We start from the raw sequence: 17856 nt of genomic DNA, 5'->3' as shown, positions 1-17856 counted from the left end.
GTCTGTCACTAAAAACGCCGGTCTCCAGTACCGGCGTTTTGTTTTTTCTTAGTCAGCGATTTCGTTTTCCTGGCGAACCTGATTCGCCCAACGTTGCGCCGATTCTGGCACGCTAAAGGCGGGCGACCGTTGAAATGACTCCCCCGTCAGAACAAAGGCAACATATTTACCGCGCAGTATCCAGACGTCGCGAAACGTATCCATTTTTATCGCATGTTCCGGCGGCGCGGGTTCAACACGCGGAATATAGCTAATAATCTGGCGATTTTGCTGGCGAAGAGGTTTCATCATTAATGCTTCACTAAAAGAGGCTAAGAGCCTATCCCATTAGGGCTATTTTACTTGCCATTTTGGTCCTGGGCAGTGCTCAAAATCCTCACGTACTACGTGTACGCTCCGGTTTTTGCGCGCTGTCCGTGTCCAAACTGGCTGCGCCAATAACGCCTACTGGGATAGGCTCTAAGGCTAAAAATCAGAAAAACACTATTTTAGCCGATCTTCGCCCCCGACGTCCTGTTCCGCGCGTGCGATTTCCCTATTGAGCCTTGTCTGCCGTTCCGCTCTCCCCCGGCATAATTGCTGAAATGTTCTATAGTTAGAGTGATTTTGACTACTACCACGCCCATTTCAGTGATGAAAGCAGGAGACGAGTTCAATGTCGCATAATGAGAAATCCCCCCATCAGTCCCCCGTGCATGATACCCGTGAATCACAGCCCGGCCTGGACTCCCTGGCGCCGTCAGACGGTTCACATCGCCCCACGCCAGAACCGACGCCGCCGGGCGCGCAACCAACGGCCCCCGGCAGCTTAAAAGCGCCCGAGACCGCGAATGATAAGCTCACTGCCCTCGACGCCTTTCGTAAAGGCAGCGAAAATTATGCGCTGACCACCAATCAGGGCGTGCGCATCGCCGACGATCAAAATTCTCTTCGCGCCGGCAGCCGCGGCCCTACGCTGTTGGAAGATTTTATCCTGCGCGAGAAAATTACCCACTTTGACCATGAGCGCATCCCGGAGAGGATCGTTCACGCCCGCGGATCTGCAGCGCACGGCTATTTCCAGCCATATAAAGACCTGAGCGACATCACGAAAGCCGCGTTTCTGTGCGATCCACAGAAAATTACCCCGGTCTTTGTTCGCTTTTCGACAGTACAGGGCGGCGCGGGGTCTGCTGATACCGTACGTGATATCCGCGGTTTTGCGACCAAATTTTATACCGAAGAGGGAATTTTCGATCTCGTCGGTAATAACACGCCGATCTTTTTTATCCAGGATGCGCATAAGTTTCCGGATTTTGTGCACGCCGTTAAGCCCGAACCACATTGGGCTATTCCGCAAGGGCAGAGCGCGCACGACACCTTCTGGGACTATGTTTCCTTACAGCCTGAGACGCTGCACAACGTCATGTGGGCAATGTCGGATCGCGGTATTCCACGGAGTTATCGGACGATGGAAGGGTTCGGCATTCACACCTTCCGTCTGATCAATGCACAAGGGAAAGCGACCTTTGTCCGTTTCCACTGGAAACCGTTGGCAGGTAAAGCCTCGCTGGTATGGGATGAGTCACAAAAACTGACCGGTCGCGATCCGGATTTTCACCGCCGGGATCTGTGGGAGGCCATCGAAGCGGGCGATTTCCCGGAATACGAGCTGGGCCTACAACTCATTGCCGAAGAGGATGAATTTAAATTCGATTTTGATCTGCTCGATCCGACCAAACTGATTCCGGAAGAGTTGGTGCCAGTACAACGCGTCGGCAAAATGGTGTTAAACCGTAATCCGGATAACTTTTTCGCTGAAAACGAACAGGCGGCATTTCATCCAGGACATATTGTTCCCGGCATTGATTTTACCAACGATCCGCTGTTACAGGGGCGTCTGTTCTCTTATACCGACACGCAAATCAGTCGTCTGGGCGGGCCAAACTTCCACGAAATTCCGATTAACCGCCCTACCTGCCCCTACCATAACTTCCAGCGTGACGGTATGCACCGGATGGATATCGACACCAATCCGGCGAACTATGAACCAAACTCCATTAATGACAACTGGCCGCGCGAAACGCCGCCAGCGCCAAAACGCGGCGGCTTCGAATCATACCAGGAACGCGTGGATGGCAATAAAATCCGCGAACGCAGCCCCTCTTTCGGTGAATATTACTCGCATCCTCGCCTGTTCTGGCTCAGTCAGACGCCGATAGAACAGCAGCATATTATTGACGCGTTCAGCTTTGAACTGGGTAAAGTCGCCCGCGCGTATATTCGGGAGCGGGTGGTCGATCAGTTAGCGCATATTGATGTTACGCTGGCTGAGGGCGTCGCGCATAATCTCGGTTTTGCACTCACCCATGAGCAAACGCAAATTGCCCCGCCTCCTGATGTCAACGGTCTGAAAAAAGATCCGGCGCTCAGCCTGTATGCGGTGCCGGACGGCGATGTTAAAGGCCGCGTGGTCGCTATCCTGCTGAACGACAAGGTTAACGCCGCCGAACTGTTGACCATTTTGCAGGCTTTAAAAGCCAAAGGCGTCCACGCAAAACTGCTCTATTCACGGATGGGTGAAGTAACGGCTGATGACGGTTCAACATTAACTATTGCGGCAACCTTTGCCGGCGCGCCGTCGCTAACGGTCGATGCGGTAATAGTACCGTGCGGCAATATTGCCGATATCGAGAGTTGCGGCGATGCCCGTTACTACCTTCTGGAAGCCTACAAACATCTGAAGCCCATCGCACTGGCAGGCGACGCCCGACGGTTTAAGGCGCTTTTAAACATTGATAGCCAGGGGGAAGAAGGACTTGTTGAGGCCGATAACGTTGACCACCACTTTATGGACACTCTGCTGACGCTGATGGCGGCACACCGTGTCTGGTCGCGTGCGGGGAAAATTAACGCGATTCCTGCATAAACGGCAAAAAATGCGGCGCATTCTTGCGCCGCAAACTCAGGAGCTAAATATCAAGAAAACTGCCAGGACGATATCCACGTTCCGCAATCCCTGCCTTGAGTGACGCAGACGTCAACACCTCCAGTTCAGTTAAGCGGGGGTAACAATAGGCGCTCTGGCGAATAATGTTGTCCACAAACGCCGGATGACACATCACCTCCAGAGAGGCTTCTCCTCGATGCGCCGAGGCATCCAGAATGCGTAAAAAGCACGCTTCGGTGATCTCCTCGCCGTAAAATTCACTACTAAATCCTTGAGTGCTGCGCAAATCCGACGGCAGATCGTCGGCGTTCAACACCGTCTGGCGGTCAATACGTAACGCAATCCCGCGCTGCGCCGCAAAGCGGGCGACGATGGGGAAAATTTGCGGGAACATATGCACATGATGGTGACTGTCGAGATGCGTTGGCTCGCGGCCAAATACGTCGATGAAACGCTGATACTGACACGCCAGTTCATGCGCAATTTCATCCAGCGGAAGCGTATCCTCCTCCGCCATTTGCCAGATCCATTTCCCCAACAGGCCGTCTCGCGTCAGGCCCGGCATCTCTGACACCGGTTTGCCTAACGTCAAAACAAAATGCATTCCCACCCCAAGCGCAGGCAGCTCGCGGCTAAGCTGCGCCGCATGGTCAATAGCCTCGCCATTGACCAGCGCCGTCGTGGAGGTCACAACGCCGTTGCGATATGCTTCAACAATGCCGTAATTTTGCCCTTTACTCAGGCCAAAATCATCGGCATTCACAATCAACACGCGTTCCATAGCCTACCTCTGTCAGTGGTGCTTACCTTTAAGCGCTTCGATGCAAGCGGCAAAATTAGGCAGCCATTTTTCATGCGCCAGAATGAGCTCACGCGCCAGGACTTCTGCGTCGCGGTCGGAATGCACCAGCGGACTCAGGTTAAGCGCCAGCAGCACATCATTAAAGTTTCCGCTCAGCGCCGCATTGCTGGCCGCGACCTCAAATCCTTTAATAGTGTGGATAAGCCCCAGCACTTTTTCGTCAAAACGGGTGATACGCGGGTGCGGCGTCGCGCCATTGCGTCCCAGAATGCAGGTCATTTCCACCGCCCAGTCCGCCGGGATATTCTCGACATGCCCATGATGTGGAATATTAACGTAATGCTCAGTCTGCTTGTCATTATAAATAGCGTTAATGACTTCACAAGCGGCATCGGAATAATAAGCGCCGCCGCGTTGCTCAAGCTCTTTCGGCTTCACGTTTAGCTCAGGATTTTTGTACAAGTCGAAGAGTTGTTTCTCCACTTTTTGTACGACCTGAGCGCGCGCGCCGCCTTTGTAATATTCGCCCATTTCAATCGCCAGCATCTCTTTTTGCTTGAAGTAATACAACAAATAAGAGCACGGCAGCATGTTCAGCGAGCGAATCAATCCTTCACTAAACGGCAGATCAAAGATATTTTTTACGGTTGACGCTTTCAACTGACCGGACGCCACGCCATCCAGTAATTCTGCGAACCGTGAGGTGCCATTCACCAGCACGTCTTTAATAAAGACCATATGGTTTAGACCAAACAGGTCAATGGAGAGATCGTCATTCTCATTCAGCGCCAGCACGTCATGAATAAACATTTTCATGCCGACAGGAATATTACATACGCCAATGAACTTTTTAAAGTTGGTATGACGATAAACCGCTTCCGTCACCATCCCCGCCGGGTTAGTAAAGTTAATGACCCACGCATTCGGACATAATTCTTCAACATCCTTAATGATGTCAAAAATAACCGGAATGGTACGCAACCCTTTAAATAAACCGCCAGCGCCGTTGGTTTCTTGCCCCAGATAGCCGTGGCTAAGCGGGATACGCTCGTCCAGCTCACGGGCTTTGAGTTGACCAACGCGTAGCTGGGTAGTGACAAAATTAGCGCCTTTCAGCGCTTCCCGGCGATCCAGCGTTTTATACAATTTTAGCGGAACGCCTGCTTTATCAATCATTCGCTGGCAGAGATCATAAATAATGCCCAGCTTCTCTTTCCCGTCTTCAACGTCAACCAGCCATAATTCGGTGACAGGTAATTCATGGTAGCGCTTAATAAAGCCTTCAAGTAATTCAGGGGTGTAGCTGCTCCCGCCACCAATAGTGACGACTTTTAATTTCTGGCTCATAATATCTCCCTTCAGTGTATGACACTGATATGTATTACGCTATGCCCGCTCGTAAGAAATAGCGTGACGTTCCCCGCGCTATTGGGGCAAGCGTGAAATGTAACTAATCGAGCAATGTAAACCGTTACTCATTAATTTCCGTCAATCGCTTCCGATAACTATTCGGCGTAAATGAGGTCATCTTCTTAAACGTTTTAATAAACAGACTTGGACTGCTATACCCGGCTTCATAAGCAATATCCGTAACCGAATAGTTGGTCATTTCCAACTGTTTCTTGGCAAAATTAATGCGAATCTCATTAATGATTTGCATCGGCGTTTTGCTGTAATAACGTCGGGTGGCGCGCGTCAGATACTCCTGGGATTTTGCCGACAGGCGCACCATATTTTCCAGCGCATGTTCGCCAAACTGCGTTTTATCATGCATTATCTCCACGGTTGCTTTCAGCCATTGTGGAATATCATCATAAACCTGCTCTTCGCGGTAATGACGTAAGCGGTTTATAATATAAAATGTCACCACTTCGATAAATTCGTCGAGCCCATTGCCGCGAAAATTCAACGACGCAATCACCGTTTCAATATAGGTAAGGAAGGTGCTATTCGCCCTGTATACCTGCGATGCCACAAAACAAAACGGCAGTAACGGAAGATAATGCTGTTCAAAAAAACGTTTACTAATTCCTACGTTCAGAATACGCGTTGCGCCAAACTCATAGAAACTTTGGTGATTCGACCCCACCGGGATAAAAACAAAATCTCCACGTTCCAGCAGCACACGCTTCCCGTTGATCTCCTGGTAATAACGTCCGGTTAATACCAGGGTAAATTCATAGTAGTCGTGCTGATGCAGCCCGGTGACGCTTTCCGTCTTGTTATAGATAAACACATGGAAATTTTTGCCATTGAAGAGCTGCTGCTCATAAACCGTTTTGATTTCCGTTGCGTTAACCTGTAGCTGCATCATCCGCCCCCTGTTATTTCAGTTTCTCATGGAGCTCAATCAACTCAGCGATCAGTTCACGAGCCAGCATTGATGTCATCAAATGATCCTGAGCGTGAACCAGGACCAGACTGACTTTCATTTTACCTTCGCCCTGATCGCCTTCGATGAGTTTTGTCTGCACAAGATGCGCTTCATTGAGCGCTATGCGCGACTGGTCCATCATCGCTTTCGCCGCCTCAAAATCGCCTTCTTTCGCTTTTCTGAGCGCGCCATATGCCAGGCTGCGCGCCTGACCAGAATTGATGATAAGCCCCATAACGACTTCTTCGAGTTCCTCAGCCGCTGTCTGGTTATCTACAACATTTTCAAGATCAAACATAGTCTTTCCTCTGATTCAGCCCGGCATGGCATCCCATGCCGACGCGGAGTTTAGAATTTCAGTGCGTTAGCGATATCTTCTTCGCTTTCTTCCTGCTCGATGGCGTTCTGCGCTTTGTTAGCCACCACCACGAAGGGGAGATAAATCAGGGTAGCGACCGCCAGGTTAAATAGCGCAACCAGCAACGCGGCGACACTGCCGTTGGTGTTAAAGAACGCCCCCAACCCGGTTGGCATGGTCCACGGCGCAATATTGGTAATCGGTGGAATAATACCCAAATAGTAAGCCACCAGCGTAATCGCCGCCAGAATCGGCTGAACCAGAATGAAGGGGATAAACATCACCGGGTTCATAATAATCGGCAGGCCAAACAGGATGGGTTCGTTAATCTGGAAGATACCTGACGGCAGCGCCAGTTTTGCCACCTGGCGATAGTCCGCGCGACGGGATGCCAGGAAGATAGCGATGATCAGACCCAGCGTTGCGCCGCTACCACCGAGGAAGATATAAGAATCCAGCATCGGTTTCGCCCAGATATGGAACGTTTTACCGGCTTCCAGCGCCGCATCGACGGAGCCATACTGTTGGTAAATAGAGATGTTTTCCAGCGCCCAGGGCGTCATGATGCCGCTGTCCAGCGCGGTCAGCGCCAGCGAACCATGAATACCAAAGAACCACAGCAGCGGTACAAAAATGACATATGCCCACCCTACCACGCTACCCAGCGATGCCAGCGGCGTAGAGATAGTGTCCATAATAATCTGATGGAAGTTAGAACCGTAATTAGACAGCGCCCAGGCAATAATCCCCATAATAGAGAGAATAATAAAGCCGGGAATTAATGCTGAGAATGAACGAGACACCGAAGCCGGTACGCTGTCCGGTAGCTTAATCACCCAGTTACGCCGGACAACAAATGTAAACATCTCCGCGACCACCAGGCCAATAATAATACCGGAGATAATATTCGCGCCGCCCAGCCAGTTAGCGCCTACGGCATAGGCCTCGCCGACACTATACGGCGTTACGGTCATAAATGCCGCCACGGAGAGCAGTCCGGCGGCCAGCGCATCAACCTTACGCTCTTCCGCCAGCGCCATGCCGATAAAAAATGGCGCCATGAGCGACATAATGCCCAATGTGCCGTTATAGACGTTCCCGCCGATACCTTTCAATCCATTAAGAGTTTCAATGGTTGAGGCATCAAGCCGAATGCCCATGGAATAAAAAAACGCCCCCTCCCCAAAGCTCAGGAAAACGTTATTAATTAATACAAACATCGCCCCCGCAAGGGTTAATGGCATTAAACGAATAAAGCCGTTCTTGATTGCATTAACGTGTGGCTGCTTTCCTATTTTTACAGCAAAAGGAAGGAGTACCTTTTCAAGTGAAGCAATAACGTTACTCATAGAAAAATACCCTTAAATACCGCAATAAAATATTGCGGTTAGTGTATGAAATAACTCTTTGACGGGAAAAATTAAAAAATAATTAATTCGCGGCGGCTTTTTTAATTGCCGCTACCGCAGCTTTAAGCACGCCTAAGCCATCTACCTTGCCGTACAACATTGAATCAATGACTTCTACCGGTTTACCGGGTAATAAACGCTGAATTTCGGGGAGCATATAAGCAATTTGCGGGCCTAATAACACGACGTCCGCTGCCGGGCCTTTTTCACCGGCCAGGGTTTCAGGGAATGCTTCAATAATCACCGGCACTTCATATTTTTCAGCCTGAGCGCGCATTTTTGATACCAGTAACGATGTTGACATGCCCGCAGAACAAAACAGATAAATGTGTTTCTTTTCCATAAAAACCTTCCTCATGTGCGATTATCTGTCAACCAGATACGCCGCAAGCCTCAACCTGCATCCATACTCTGGGCGACTTGCGTAACCGGATTTACTTTTTTAGGTGGCTGAAATGAGTATACGGGATCGGACCGCCGGATGGTATTTCCTTGACCCACTAAATTGTCTCTCATTGACCTGGCGTTATGACCCCCCTCACATTTCGGGCAAATAATTCGCGATAATAAATAAGGTTATGGCAGGCACAAAAAAACCGGCTCGCAGGCCGGTTTCCTTGAATGTTCAGGCAATGTACAGTTGTTACTGCTTCGGCGCCTGTGGGTCAGTGTCGTACTCCGCACAGGTCTGATAGCCGGAGTTAATCACGTGCCCAGTATCATCCAGCGCAACAAAGTAGGTTTCCGCTTTACCATCACGTTGACCCAGGATGTAGGTCTGACAAGTACCGCGCGCATGAATCATGCTCACTTCAGATGACGGTTTGCCCGCAATCTGCGCAACTTGCGCCCTGCTCATTCCTTTTTTAACATCTTTAACGACAGGCTCAACAAATTGGTCTTTTGTACGATCATACGCCGTACAGCCTGCCAGCATAGTCATTACCGCCGCTGCGCTTAAAATTCCTGCTACGTTCTTGTTCATTTTCCGTCCTCTTGTTTATCAGCGTGTTATGTAAGCCTGGAATACATCAGAACATTTTTCAAGCCGCGCCTCGCCACAAAAAGTCTTTCGGAAAATTCTCTAACGCAGCGATATGTTGTTTTAAACACCGCTTAGCCCGCCAAACCTTGTCGTTTCAGCGGCGAAGGGTTAGCTTTAACAGGGTAAAGATTCATTTTTTTAATGTCGAAGGGGGTTAAATGACTCTGCAGCAAGAGATAATCCAGGCGCTTGGCGCGAAACCGCATATCAACCCTGAAGAAGAAATTCGCCGCAGCGTGGATTTTCTTAAAGCGTACCTGAAAACCTATCCCTTTTTGAAATCGCTGGTGTTAGGCATCAGCGGCGGGCAGGATTCGACGCTGGCCGGGAAACTCAGCCAGATGGCTATCGCCGAATTGCGAGAAGAGACCGGTGATAATGCGCTGCAGTTTATCGCCGTTCGTCTGCCTTATGGCGTACAGGCCGATGAACAGGATTGCCAGGACGCCATTGCTTTTATTCAGCCGGACAGAGTACTCACCGTCAATATTAAAGGCGCCGTCCTCGCCAGCGAACAGGCGCTGCGCGAAGCGGGAATTGAGCTGAGCGATTTTGTTCGCGGCAATGAAAAAGCGCGTGAGCGAATGAAAGCGCAATATAGCATCGCCGGTATGACTCACGGCGTCGTGGTGGGCACCGACCATGCGGCGGAAGCGATAACCGGGTTCTTCACCAAATATGGCGACGGCGGTACCGATATTAACCCGCTTCATCGCCTTAACAAACGCCAGGGCAAACAGCTTCTCGCAGCGCTGGGCTGTCCTGAGCATCTGTATAAAAAAGTCCCCACTGCCGATTTGGAAGACGACCGCCCTTCACTGCCTGATGAAGCCGCGCTGGGCGTAACGTATGACAATATTGACGATTACCTGGAAGGCAAAACGCTGGACCCCGCCATCGCTAAAACTATCGAAGGCTGGTATGTAAAAACTGAACATAAGCGCCGTTTACCGATTACGGTATTCGACGACTTTTGGAAAAGGTAAGCGTACTTCTACTGTTGTGCCGGATATCGCTCGTCTATCCGGCCTCCTCTCTTCCCAGCCTCTTTTTTAATCACCCATCCGCTGTTATACTGGATGAATAACCAGTTAACGGAGATCACTGTGGTACGGCGTCAATCAGCCCCCCGCCTTGAGTTTGAAGCGGCGGCCATTTACGAATATCCAGAACATTTACGTCCTTTCCTCAGCGAATTGCCAGCCTTCCCGGGCGTCTATGTATTTTATAGCGAAAGCGATACGCTGCCGCTTTATATCGGTAAAAGCGTGAATATTCGCAGCCGGGTGCTTTCACATCTGCGAACGCCTGACGAGGCCACTATGCTGCGACAGGCGCGGCGGATAAGCTGGATCTGCACCGCTGGGGAAATGGGCGCGTTGCTGCTGGAGGCACGGCTGATCAAAGAACAACAGCCGCTGTTTAACAAGCGGTTACGTCGTAATCGCCAGCTTTGCTCTCTACAGTTGAGCGAACAAAAGATTGAGGTCGTTTCCGCCCGCAGCGTCGATTTTTCCCATGAGCCAAACCTGTTTGGCCTCTTCGCCAACCGTCGGGCGGCGCTGCAAAGCTTACAGAACCTCGCCGATGAACAAAAATTGTGTTATGGCCTGCTGGGGCTTGAACCGGTAAGCCGTGGGCGCGCCTGTTTTCGTTTCGCTCTGAAGCGCTGCGCTGGCGCGTGCTGTGGGCAAGAAACCCCGCAGGCGCATTTTCTTCGTCTGCAGGCCTCGCTGGAACGGTTACGTGTGGTTTGCTGGCCCTGGAAAGGCGCTATCGCGTTAAAAGAGAGCCGCCCACAAATGACCCAGTTCCACATTATCAACAACTGGTTATGGCTGGGGGCGGTCCCCTCGCTGGATGAGGCCGCCACCCTGGTGCGCACACCTGCGGGTTTTGATCAGGACGGCTATAAGATTCTCTGTAAACCGTTAATGTCAGGTCAATATGAGATCATTGATCTGCACACCGACTGTCGCCAGTCATAAAGAAAACCGCCGATCCTGTCCACCTCAACGATTGTGTTGTCGACAAGACCGGCGGTCTTAAATTATGCGGAAAGTTATTCTGCCGCAGCAGGCATTTTACCTTCTTGCGCCGGGCGTTCTGTCAGACGCTTCTCAAAATTAGCGTTATATTGCTTTTTCTGCTCCGGCGTCAGAACGTTATAAATTTTATTCTGGGTTTCCATATGCGCCAGCATATTGGCCTTGCGCTGCGCTTCCATTTTCGTAATTTGCGCTTCGGCTTTGGCTTTATCGAAGGTATCGCTGGCGATAATATCATGCATGGCGCGACGCTCTTCCAGCAGCGGACGTTTCATTTGCTCGCGCTGCGCTTTTATAATGTCGCGAATTTGTTGCTTCTGCGCGTCCGTCAGGTTCAGGTTTTTAAACATCATATCGTGATGTGGGCCAAATTTACCTTTATGCTGCATCATTGGCTTCGCATCCGCTGGCGCGGCGGTGGTAGTCTCAGCGGCATGAGCGAGATTCGCAGCACCCATCGCCAGGGTAGAGGCAACAAATAGAGCAGTCAGTTTACGCATATTTCCATCCTTCCTTTCAGTTATTTTTACGGCATATTTAAAACAGCGCCGTGTTGTCGTGATTAACTTTAACCGTCTTAGCGTCAATTAGTCATAACAACGGTAAAACAATGAAAGTATAAAAAACACTTTTTCGCCAATTGTGAAGAAAAAAAGAATAAATTGCGCAGAATTGAAAGAGAAATATACAACAGCATGATATAGCAGAAATTATGCAGAACTATAACGCAGCAACGCTTATTAATAAAGCAATTCTCCAGGAATAATCCGTAATAGCATGAAACTGTATCCCAAATCATCCCTGTAACCCTAACGTGAGCTTACAGGGACGTTTATCAGGGCAGTCTTTCCAGCATTAATCCAGCCCGCAATCCGCAGGCGACAGCGGGATTAGGAAAAAGAACATATTCAACGTCATGCGTCACCGTCACGCGCTTATCCCCCTCCTCGGCCAGCAACGTTCCCTTCGCAAAGGCAGTAAAATTCAGCGTTTGCGCATCCATATAAAGCGCGAACTTGTCGCTGTGACGCGTGATTTGCGACACCACCCGATAGCGTAGCGGCGGCGAAGACGAGGTTGACGTTTCGACACCGCTCAGCAGCGCCGACAACGCCTGCGAGGTTACGCTGAACTGCGTCAGATCGTTTTGCCCAAACGGCAACGCCTTTCCCAACTCCAGGGTGCAGGAAAGCGCGCCGAAATGTTCAGAGCTAAAGTGCGTAAACGTACCGCCGGGCGCCTGATGAAATACCAACGCCTCCAGTCCTGCCGCGCCCAGCCACGCCAGAAAATCCGCCTCCCACGGGCGGTCGCGCTGCGGCAATACGCCAAAACGCAAATGATGCGAGCCACGAATGGCGGTATGCAGATCCAGATGCCAGCGTACCCGCGCCTGGCCAGATGAAAAGAAGGTCTCCAGACTTAGCTCCAGCTCACGCGCCCGCCGCGTTTCATCGCTTTCGGCAAAGGACTGCCAACGCCCGCCAAACATACGGTTCATATCGCTGTGACAATAGCGTATTCCCGCCGCCAGCGCCTGCGGATTGCCGAGTACCACCAGCACTCGCCACGTTAACGTCAAGCTGCCTGAATACAGCGCCGATAGCAGCTTATCCAGCATCTCGACCGGCGCGGTTTCATTGCCATGTATCCCCGCAGAAAGAATTAACGCGCGGTCGACCGGCGCATCGGGCGTGAGTTCAAGCAGACCATGGCCTAACCAGCGCCAGCGAAAACCCGCGCTCTTCCCCTGCCTCACCCGTGGTGTCGTGCCGCTTAGCGTCAACGCCAGAAAGTTATCCATCAGCCGCCCCCGTTTGCTGGAAAGGATAAACCGACCCCAAATCCAGCAGACGCGTTAACACATCCAGCGCCTCCCGGCCTTCTCGCAATAATAACGGATCGGCCAGATCGGCAGCGGTCAGGCGATCGCGATAATAACGATCCGCCCACGCGTTAAGGGCCGTAAACAGAGCGTCATTCATCATTACCGCTGGATTCACCGCCCGTCGTTCTTCTTCTGTTAACACCACGCGTAATCGCAGACAGGCCGGCCCGCCGCCGTTAGCCATACTTTCTCGCAAATCAAACACCTGCATCGCGCTGATGGGGTTATCCTCCGCCACCAGCTTATTCAGATAGCGCCAGACGCCGACATGATCCTGACATTCCCGCGGCAACACTAACAGCATTGAGCCGTCGTCACGGCTTAACAACTGACTATTAAACAGGTAGGTCGCCACAGCATCTGATACAGAAACCTCTCCGGCGGGCACCTCTATCGCCATAAAACCGTCAACGCGCGTACGCAACTGATTAATGAGCACTTTCTGCCGGGCAAACGCCGCTTCGTGACAAAACAATACCTGTCGATTCGAAACGGCGATGACATCATTATGGAATACGCCTTGATCGATGACCTCCGGGTTCTGCTGAGCGAAGATAACCTGTTGCGGATTCACCTGATTAAGACGCGCCACGGCCTCGCTGGCTTCGCGGCTCTGGCGCGCCGGATAACGAGCGGGTCGTATTTCATTCTCCTCTTCGCGCCCATAGACAAAAAGCTGCACGCCTGCCGAACCATACTCGCCGCCAAGACGGTTATGATTCGCCGCGCCTTCATCTCCCAATAATGCGACCTGCGGTAACGCGCTATGCACTGAAAACTGACTTTCATCGCGAAATATGGCGCGTAGCAGCGCTTCGGTAACAGGCGCCTCAAGAGCGCGATGAAATTTATTGTTTAAATTCGCCACCGTCAGGTGAACTTTCCCGTCCAGCGCGTCTGCCGATGGGCAAACCGTCGCCGCATTCGCAACCCACATTGGCGACGCGGAACTCACGCTGGAAAGCCAGCGTGGCGCCTGACGCGCAACCTTATCCAGAATCTGCTCATCGCTACCCGTGAAGCCGAGCTGACGCAACGCCGGAATAAAAGGCCGCTCATGCGGCGGGATCACCGCCTGGGGAAAGCCGGCATCCGCCAGAGCTTTCATCTTTAGCAGCCCCTGCTTTACCGCCAGACGAGGATTCGACATCTGAAAACGGTGGCGGGTCGATGCCTCATTGCCGAAGGATAGCCCGGCATAATGGTGCGTAAGCCCCACCAGCCCGTCAAAATTAACTTCATGCGCCGTCATACCGCCTCCCTGCGAGAAAAGTCGAGGCCGGGGCTTAATGTCGCAGGCAACGTCAGTTCGGGAGATTCCAGACTGGCCATCGGCCAGGCGCAATAATCGGCGGCATACCAGGCGCTGGGTCGATGGTTGCCAGACGCGCCGACACCACCAAACGGCGCAGTACTCGCTGCCCCGGTGAGCGGTTTATTCCAGTTAACGATCCCTGCCCGCGCCTCCAGCAAGAGCTGTTCGAACTGCGCGCGATCCGTCGACACCAGCCCACACGACAGACCAAAACGGGTATTATTCGCCAGACGAATCGCCTCATCGAAATGCGCATAACGCCAGACGTTCAGCAGCGGACCAAACACCTCTTCATCCGGCACATCCGCGACGCCCGTCAGCTCAATGATGCCAGGCGTCAGCAGAGAGGTTCCCTCTTTGACCTTCCGCGGCGCCAGTAGCGTGCGACCGCCTAATGCCTCTCGTTGACGCCAGGCCTCCATCACATGCTGTACCGCCTGCGCTGAAATCAGTCCGCCGATAAACGGCTGCGGATCGTCGTCCCATCTGCCGGGCTGCAGACGTCCGGCGACGTCAACCAGCCGCGCCAGAAATGCATCTCCCTGCGCACCCTGTTTTACCAGAAGGCGTCGCGCGCAGGTACAGCGCTGTCCGGCGGTAATAAACGCCGATTGCAGCGTCAGATGTACCGCCGCATCTATATTTGCCACATCCTCAATAATGAGCGGGTTGTTTCCGCCCATTTCAAGAGCCAGGATTTTTTCCGGCTGGCCGGATAGCTGGCGATGAAGCTGATATCCGGTACTGGCGCTGCCGGTAAACAGCAGTCCGTCGAGATCGTCGAGCGAACTTAGCGCTTGTCCGGTCTCCCGGCCGCCCTGCACCAGATTAAGAACGCCTGCCGGTAGCCCCGCCCGTTCCCAGAGTTTTATTACCGTTTCCCCGGTCCATGGCGTTAGCTCGCTAGGTTTGAAGATCAGCGTATTGCCTGCCAGCAACGCGGGCACAATATGGCCATTCGGTAAATGGCCGGGAAAGTTATAAGGGCCGAATACCGCCAGCACACCGTGAGGACGATGGCGCAACGTCGCGGCGCCATCGACAAGTTCGCTTTTTTGTTCGCCTGTTCTGGCGTGGTAAGCCTTAATCGAGATGGCAATCTTATTGATCATCGCCGTCACTTCCGTTTCCGCCTCCCAGCGCGGTTTACCGGTTTCACGTGCGATGACCTCCGTGAGCTCGGCTTTATGCGCCTCCAGCAGGGCGGCAAATTTCTCTACGATAGCCTGTCGTGCGGCAAAAGGCTCTCTGGTCCAACGAGGAAACGCCGCGCGCGCCGCCTGACAGGCCTCGGCGACCTGTGCCGCATTAGCGTCATTCCCCTGCCAAAGTATCTCCGCACTCACCGGATTCGTTTTGCGGCGGCGTTCGCCCTGACCGGTTATCCAGTCGCCGTTTATCCATAGCGTCATACAGTTTTCTCCTCAGCGCAAAGGCGTACCAGCCGAACGTGGTCGCCCGCGCGACATTTCAGCGCATCCAACTGCGCGGCGGTAAGTACAAGTCGTGAAGTCTGCGGATCGGCACGCACCAGCGCGGCCCGAAAGTGGTGATAGTTTTCATTGGCGACCAGACATGCCGGATAGTCGCCAGGCGCGGGTTGCCCTTCCGCGACTTCCACCAGTCGGCTTTTACGAATGGCCCGCACGCGGTCAATATCACACTCCAGCGTCGGCCCACCGTCGAAGATGTCGATATAGTGGCGATAGCGAAAACCTTCCTTTTCCAGCACCGCGCGGGCTGGCGCCGTTTGCGGGTGGACTTCGCCAATCACGGCCTGTGCCTCTTCAGATAAGAAGTGGGTATAAATAGGATGTTTGGGCATCAGCTCGGCGATAAACGCTTTTTGCCCGGTACCGCATAAAAAATCCGCCCGGCTGAAATCCATAGAGAAAAAGCGTTTGCCGAGACTTTGCCAGAAGGGAGAATAACCGTGCTCGTCAATGACGCCGCGCATTTCCGCCACCACTTTCTCATTGAATTTATCGCGAAACGCGGCCATAAACATAAAGCGCGATTTTGACAACAGGTAGCCGTTACCCTCTTTACGCCATTCGGGATCGAGAAACAGCGTGCAAAGCTCACTGCTGCCAGTGTGATCATTACTCAGGAATAATGTTGGCAACGCGTTATATACATTCAGCTCTTTGGAGGCATGAACCAGCGTACCGACACGATAGTTATACCAGGGGTCATTAAGGCCGACCGCGACCTCAATGGCGCAGATCCCGCCGACCTCACCCGTTTCACTATCCTCGAGAACGAATACATATCCTTGTTCGCCTTTTGGCAACTCGCCGGACCAGGTTTTTAGCGCGCGTTCAATGCGGGCCGCCAGCGTCGCTTCATTTGCCGGTAGCGAGGTTAAGCCGCCGCCCGTTTTGCCTGCAAGCTGCATCAGCGCGGCGATATCCGCATGTTCGACAGGACGAATCACCCGCATGGTGCGCCTCCCGTCTGAAGGCGTTCGCACGCCAGGGCAAAACGATCAAGCCCGGTGGCTATCTCCTCGTCGCTCACATTTAACGCTGGCGCAAAACGCACCACGTCGCCACCGGCAATGAGCACCATCACGCCTGCTTTTGCCGCTTCCTGGGCGATGAGTTTGGCTTTTCCGGCAAACTCCGTCTGTAGCACACAGCCAAGCAGTAGCCCCAGCCCGCGAATTTCACTGAACATGCCAAAACGTACATTAAGGGTATTTAGACGTTCAATAAACGCATCGTGGCGCTGTCTGACGCCGTTTTGCATCTCCGGCGTATTGATGATATCCAGTACTTTTCCGGCAACTGCCGTCGCCAGCGGATTACCGCCGTAGGTGGTGCCATGCGTGCCTGGCGTCATGACGCTGGCATAGTTTTGCGTGGTCAGCATCGCGCCGATCGGGAAGCCGCCGCCCAGCGCTTTAGCGGTCGTCAGGATATCGGGCGTAACGCCATAATGCATATATGCATACAGTTCGCCGGTACGTCCGACGCCCGTCTGCACCTCATCAAAAATCAGTAACGCCTGATGCCGGTCGCACAATTCACGCAGCCCCTGCAAAAAAGCTTTCGTGGCGGGGATCACGCCGCCCTCGCCCTGCACCGGTTCTACGATCACGGCGCAGGTATTGTCATCAATTAGCGCGCTGGCGGAGTTCAGATCGTTATAGGCTGCATGACGAATATCCGGCGGCAGCGGCGCAAAGTCCTGTGAATAGGTCGGTTGACCGCCAGCGCTGACGGTAAAGAGCGTGCGGCCATGGAACGCGTTTTTAAAGGCCACAATGCCGCTTTTATGGTTGCCGACACGATCGTGGGCATATTTGCGCGCCAGTTTTAATGCAGCTTCATTTGCTTCAGCGCCTGAATTACAAAAGAAAACGCGTTCGGCGAAGGTCGCGTCGATCAGTTTTTTCGCCAGTCGCAGCGCCGGTTCATTGGTGTAACCGTTCCCGGTATGCCAGAAGCGATTCGCCTGTTCATTTAACGCCTCGCGCAGCGCCGGATGCGCATGTCCCAAGGCGTTGACCGCGATCCCACCAGCAAAATCAATATACTCTTTCCCCTGCTGATCCCACAGGCGTGAGCCTTCTCCGCGTACAGGAATAAAAGGCGCGGGAACGTATACCGGCACCATCCATTCATCAAAGTTTTCGCGCGTAACTGACAGAGACATAGCGACCTCTTTTGGTAAAAATAAAGTT

17 protein-coding genes are annotated in these 17856 nt (G+C 52.6%); 3 read left to right on the top strand and 14 right to left on the bottom strand.

What is annotated here, in order from left to right:
* Positions 1–48: 48 nt before the first annotated feature.
* The gene (cedA, locus tag ACLJRS_RS02610) at positions 49–291 is read right to left on the bottom strand and encodes a cell division activator CedA (RefSeq protein ID WP_000977510.1); all 243 of its coding nucleotides are present in this window, start codon (positions 289–291) and stop codon (positions 49–51) included.
* A 364-nt stretch (positions 292–655) separates the two neighbouring features.
* Between cedA and katE the strand changes: the two genes are divergently transcribed.
* A complete protein-coding gene (gene katE, locus ACLJRS_RS02605) occupies positions 656–2908 on the top strand; it encodes a catalase HPII (protein ID WP_000019102.1) in 2253 nt (750 codons plus the stop codon).
* 43 nt (positions 2909–2951) lie between these two features.
* Here the strand turns inward: katE and chbG are convergent, their stop codons facing one another.
* From chbG to osmE, 7 genes are all read right to left on the bottom strand, one after another.
* On the bottom strand, positions 2952–3710 hold the full coding sequence (gene chbG, locus ACLJRS_RS02600) for a chitin disaccharide deacetylase (RefSeq protein ID WP_000442731.1): 759 nt from the start codon (positions 3708–3710) through the stop codon (positions 2952–2954).
* Positions 3711–3722: 12 nt separating this feature from the next.
* Positions 3723–5078, bottom strand: a complete 1356-nt coding sequence (locus ACLJRS_RS02595; RefSeq protein ID WP_000078785.1) for a 6-phospho-beta-glucosidase — start codon at positions 5076–5078, stop codon at positions 3723–3725.
* Positions 5079–5202: 124 nt separating this feature from the next.
* Entirely contained in the window at positions 5203–6045 is an 843-nt protein-coding gene (gene chbR / locus ACLJRS_RS02590; protein WP_000983393.1) for a transcriptional regulator ChbR, read from the bottom strand.
* A 10-nt stretch (positions 6046–6055) separates the two neighbouring features.
* Positions 6056–6403, bottom strand: coding sequence for a PTS N,N'-diacetylchitobiose transporter subunit IIA (chbA, locus tag ACLJRS_RS02585; protein WP_000459883.1), 348 nt, complete (start codon positions 6401–6403; stop codon positions 6056–6058).
* A gap of 50 nt (positions 6404–6453) precedes the next feature.
* Positions 6454–7812: a PTS N,N'-diacetylchitobiose transporter subunit IIC gene (gene chbC / locus ACLJRS_RS02580; RefSeq protein ID WP_000073016.1), complete on the bottom strand. Its 1359-nt coding sequence runs from the start codon at positions 7810–7812 to the stop codon at positions 6454–6456.
* A gap of 82 nt (positions 7813–7894) precedes the next feature.
* Positions 7895–8215 (bottom strand): PTS N,N'-diacetylchitobiose transporter subunit IIB, encoded by a 321-nt coding sequence (chbB, locus tag ACLJRS_RS02575; RefSeq protein WP_000412161.1) that lies wholly within the window; start codon positions 8213–8215, stop codon positions 7895–7897.
* A gap of 300 nt (positions 8216–8515) precedes the next feature.
* Positions 8516–8857, bottom strand: coding sequence for an osmotically-inducible lipoprotein OsmE (gene osmE, locus ACLJRS_RS02570; protein WP_001039301.1), 342 nt, complete (start codon positions 8855–8857; stop codon positions 8516–8518).
* Positions 8858–9075: 218 nt separating this feature from the next.
* Here osmE and nadE point away from each other — a divergent pair, with 218 nt between their 5' ends.
* The gene (gene nadE, locus ACLJRS_RS02565; RefSeq protein WP_000174981.1) at positions 9076–9903 is read left to right on the top strand and encodes an ammonia-dependent NAD(+) synthetase; all 828 of its coding nucleotides are present in this window, start codon (positions 9076–9078) and stop codon (positions 9901–9903) included.
* A 120-nt stretch (positions 9904–10023) separates the two neighbouring features.
* A complete protein-coding gene (cho, locus tag ACLJRS_RS02560; RefSeq protein WP_001670464.1) occupies positions 10024–10905 on the top strand; it encodes an excinuclease Cho in 882 nt (293 codons plus the stop codon).
* 74 nt (positions 10906–10979) lie between these two features.
* On the opposite strand, the gene spy is transcribed toward cho, so the two are convergent.
* The 6 genes from spy to ACLJRS_RS02530 all read right to left on the bottom strand — a co-directional run bounded on the left by spy (position 10980) and on the right by ACLJRS_RS02530 (position 17828).
* Positions 10980–11465, bottom strand: a complete 486-nt coding sequence (gene spy / locus ACLJRS_RS02555; protein WP_001228996.1) for an ATP-independent periplasmic protein-refolding chaperone Spy — start codon at positions 11463–11465, stop codon at positions 10980–10982.
* Between the two features lie 335 nt (positions 11466–11800).
* Positions 11801–12769, bottom strand: coding sequence for a succinylglutamate desuccinylase (gene astE / locus ACLJRS_RS02550; RefSeq protein WP_000368442.1), 969 nt, complete (start codon positions 12767–12769; stop codon positions 11801–11803).
* Positions 12762–14105: an N-succinylarginine dihydrolase gene (astB, locus tag ACLJRS_RS02545; protein WP_000123932.1), complete on the bottom strand. Its 1344-nt coding sequence runs from the start codon at positions 14103–14105 to the stop codon at positions 12762–12764. Before astB ends, astE begins: the two co-directional genes overlap by 8 nt.
* A complete protein-coding gene (astD, locus tag ACLJRS_RS02540) occupies positions 14102–15580 on the bottom strand; it encodes a succinylglutamate-semialdehyde dehydrogenase (protein ID WP_000177282.1) in 1479 nt (492 codons plus the stop codon). Before astD ends, astB begins: the two co-directional genes overlap by 4 nt.
* Positions 15577–16611: an arginine N-succinyltransferase gene (gene astA / locus ACLJRS_RS02535; protein WP_001263889.1), complete on the bottom strand. Its 1035-nt coding sequence runs from the start codon at positions 16609–16611 to the stop codon at positions 15577–15579. The genes astD and astA overlap by 4 nt, the downstream gene beginning before the upstream one ends.
* The gene (locus tag ACLJRS_RS02530) at positions 16602–17828 is read right to left on the bottom strand and encodes an aspartate aminotransferase family protein (RefSeq protein ID WP_000059509.1); all 1227 of its coding nucleotides are present in this window, start codon (positions 17826–17828) and stop codon (positions 16602–16604) included. Before ACLJRS_RS02530 ends, astA begins: the two co-directional genes overlap by 10 nt.
* Between the last annotated feature and the right edge of the window lie 28 nt (positions 17829–17856).

It is taken from the genome of Salmonella sp. SAL00670, assembly GCF_046552235.1.
Lineage (GTDB): Bacteria > Pseudomonadota > Gammaproteobacteria > Enterobacterales > Enterobacteriaceae > Salmonella > Salmonella enterica.
The sequence above is the reverse complement of the archived record's forward strand: the minus strand, read 5'-3'. Positions and strand labels throughout refer to the sequence as shown.

Bases quoted from the DNA above. Each gene is read 5' to 3' on its own strand.
- astB (WP_000123932.1), bottom strand. From the start codon at position 14,105: ATGACGGCGCATGAAGTTAATTTTGACGGGCTGGTGGGGCTTACGCAC.
- cedA (WP_000977510.1), bottom strand. From the start codon at position 291: ATGATGAAACCTCTTCGCCAGCAAAATCGCCAGATTATTAGCTATATT.
- chbR (WP_000983393.1), bottom strand. From the start codon at position 6,045: ATGATGCAGCTACAGGTTAACGCAACGGAAATCAAAACGGTTTATGAG.
- chbG (WP_000442731.1), bottom strand. From the start codon at position 3,710: ATGGAACGCGTGTTGATTGTGAATGCCGATGATTTTGGCCTGAGTAAA.
- nadE (WP_000174981.1), top strand. From the start codon at position 9,076: ATGACTCTGCAGCAAGAGATAATCCAGGCGCTTGGCGCGAAACCGCAT.
- astA (WP_001263889.1), bottom strand. From the start codon at position 16,611: ATGCGGGTGATTCGTCCTGTCGAACATGCGGATATCGCCGCGCTGATG.
- ACLJRS_RS02530 (WP_000059509.1), bottom strand. From the start codon at position 17,828: ATGTCTCTGTCAGTTACGCGCGAAAACTTTGATGAATGGATGGTGCCG.
- chbA (WP_000459883.1), bottom strand. From the start codon at position 6,403: ATGTTTGATCTTGAAAATGTTGTAGATAACCAGACAGCGGCTGAGGAA.
- osmE (WP_001039301.1), bottom strand. From the start codon at position 8,857: ATGAACAAGAACGTAGCAGGAATTTTAAGCGCAGCGGCGGTAATGACT.
- katE (WP_000019102.1), top strand. From the start codon at position 656: ATGTCGCATAATGAGAAATCCCCCCATCAGTCCCCCGTGCATGATACC.
- astE (WP_000368442.1), bottom strand. From the start codon at position 12,769: ATGGATAACTTTCTGGCGTTGACGCTAAGCGGCACGACACCACGGGTG.
- astD (WP_000177282.1), bottom strand. From the start codon at position 15,580: ATGACGCTATGGATAAACGGCGACTGGATAACCGGTCAGGGCGAACGC.
- chbB (WP_000412161.1), bottom strand. From the start codon at position 8,215: ATGGAAAAGAAACACATTTATCTGTTTTGTTCTGCGGGCATGTCAACA.
- ACLJRS_RS02595 (WP_000078785.1), bottom strand. From the start codon at position 5,078: ATGAGCCAGAAATTAAAAGTCGTCACTATTGGTGGCGGGAGCAGCTAC.
- chbC (WP_000073016.1), bottom strand. From the start codon at position 7,812: ATGAGTAACGTTATTGCTTCACTTGAAAAGGTACTCCTTCCTTTTGCT.
- spy (WP_001228996.1), bottom strand. From the start codon at position 11,465: ATGCGTAAACTGACTGCTCTATTTGTTGCCTCTACCCTGGCGATGGGT.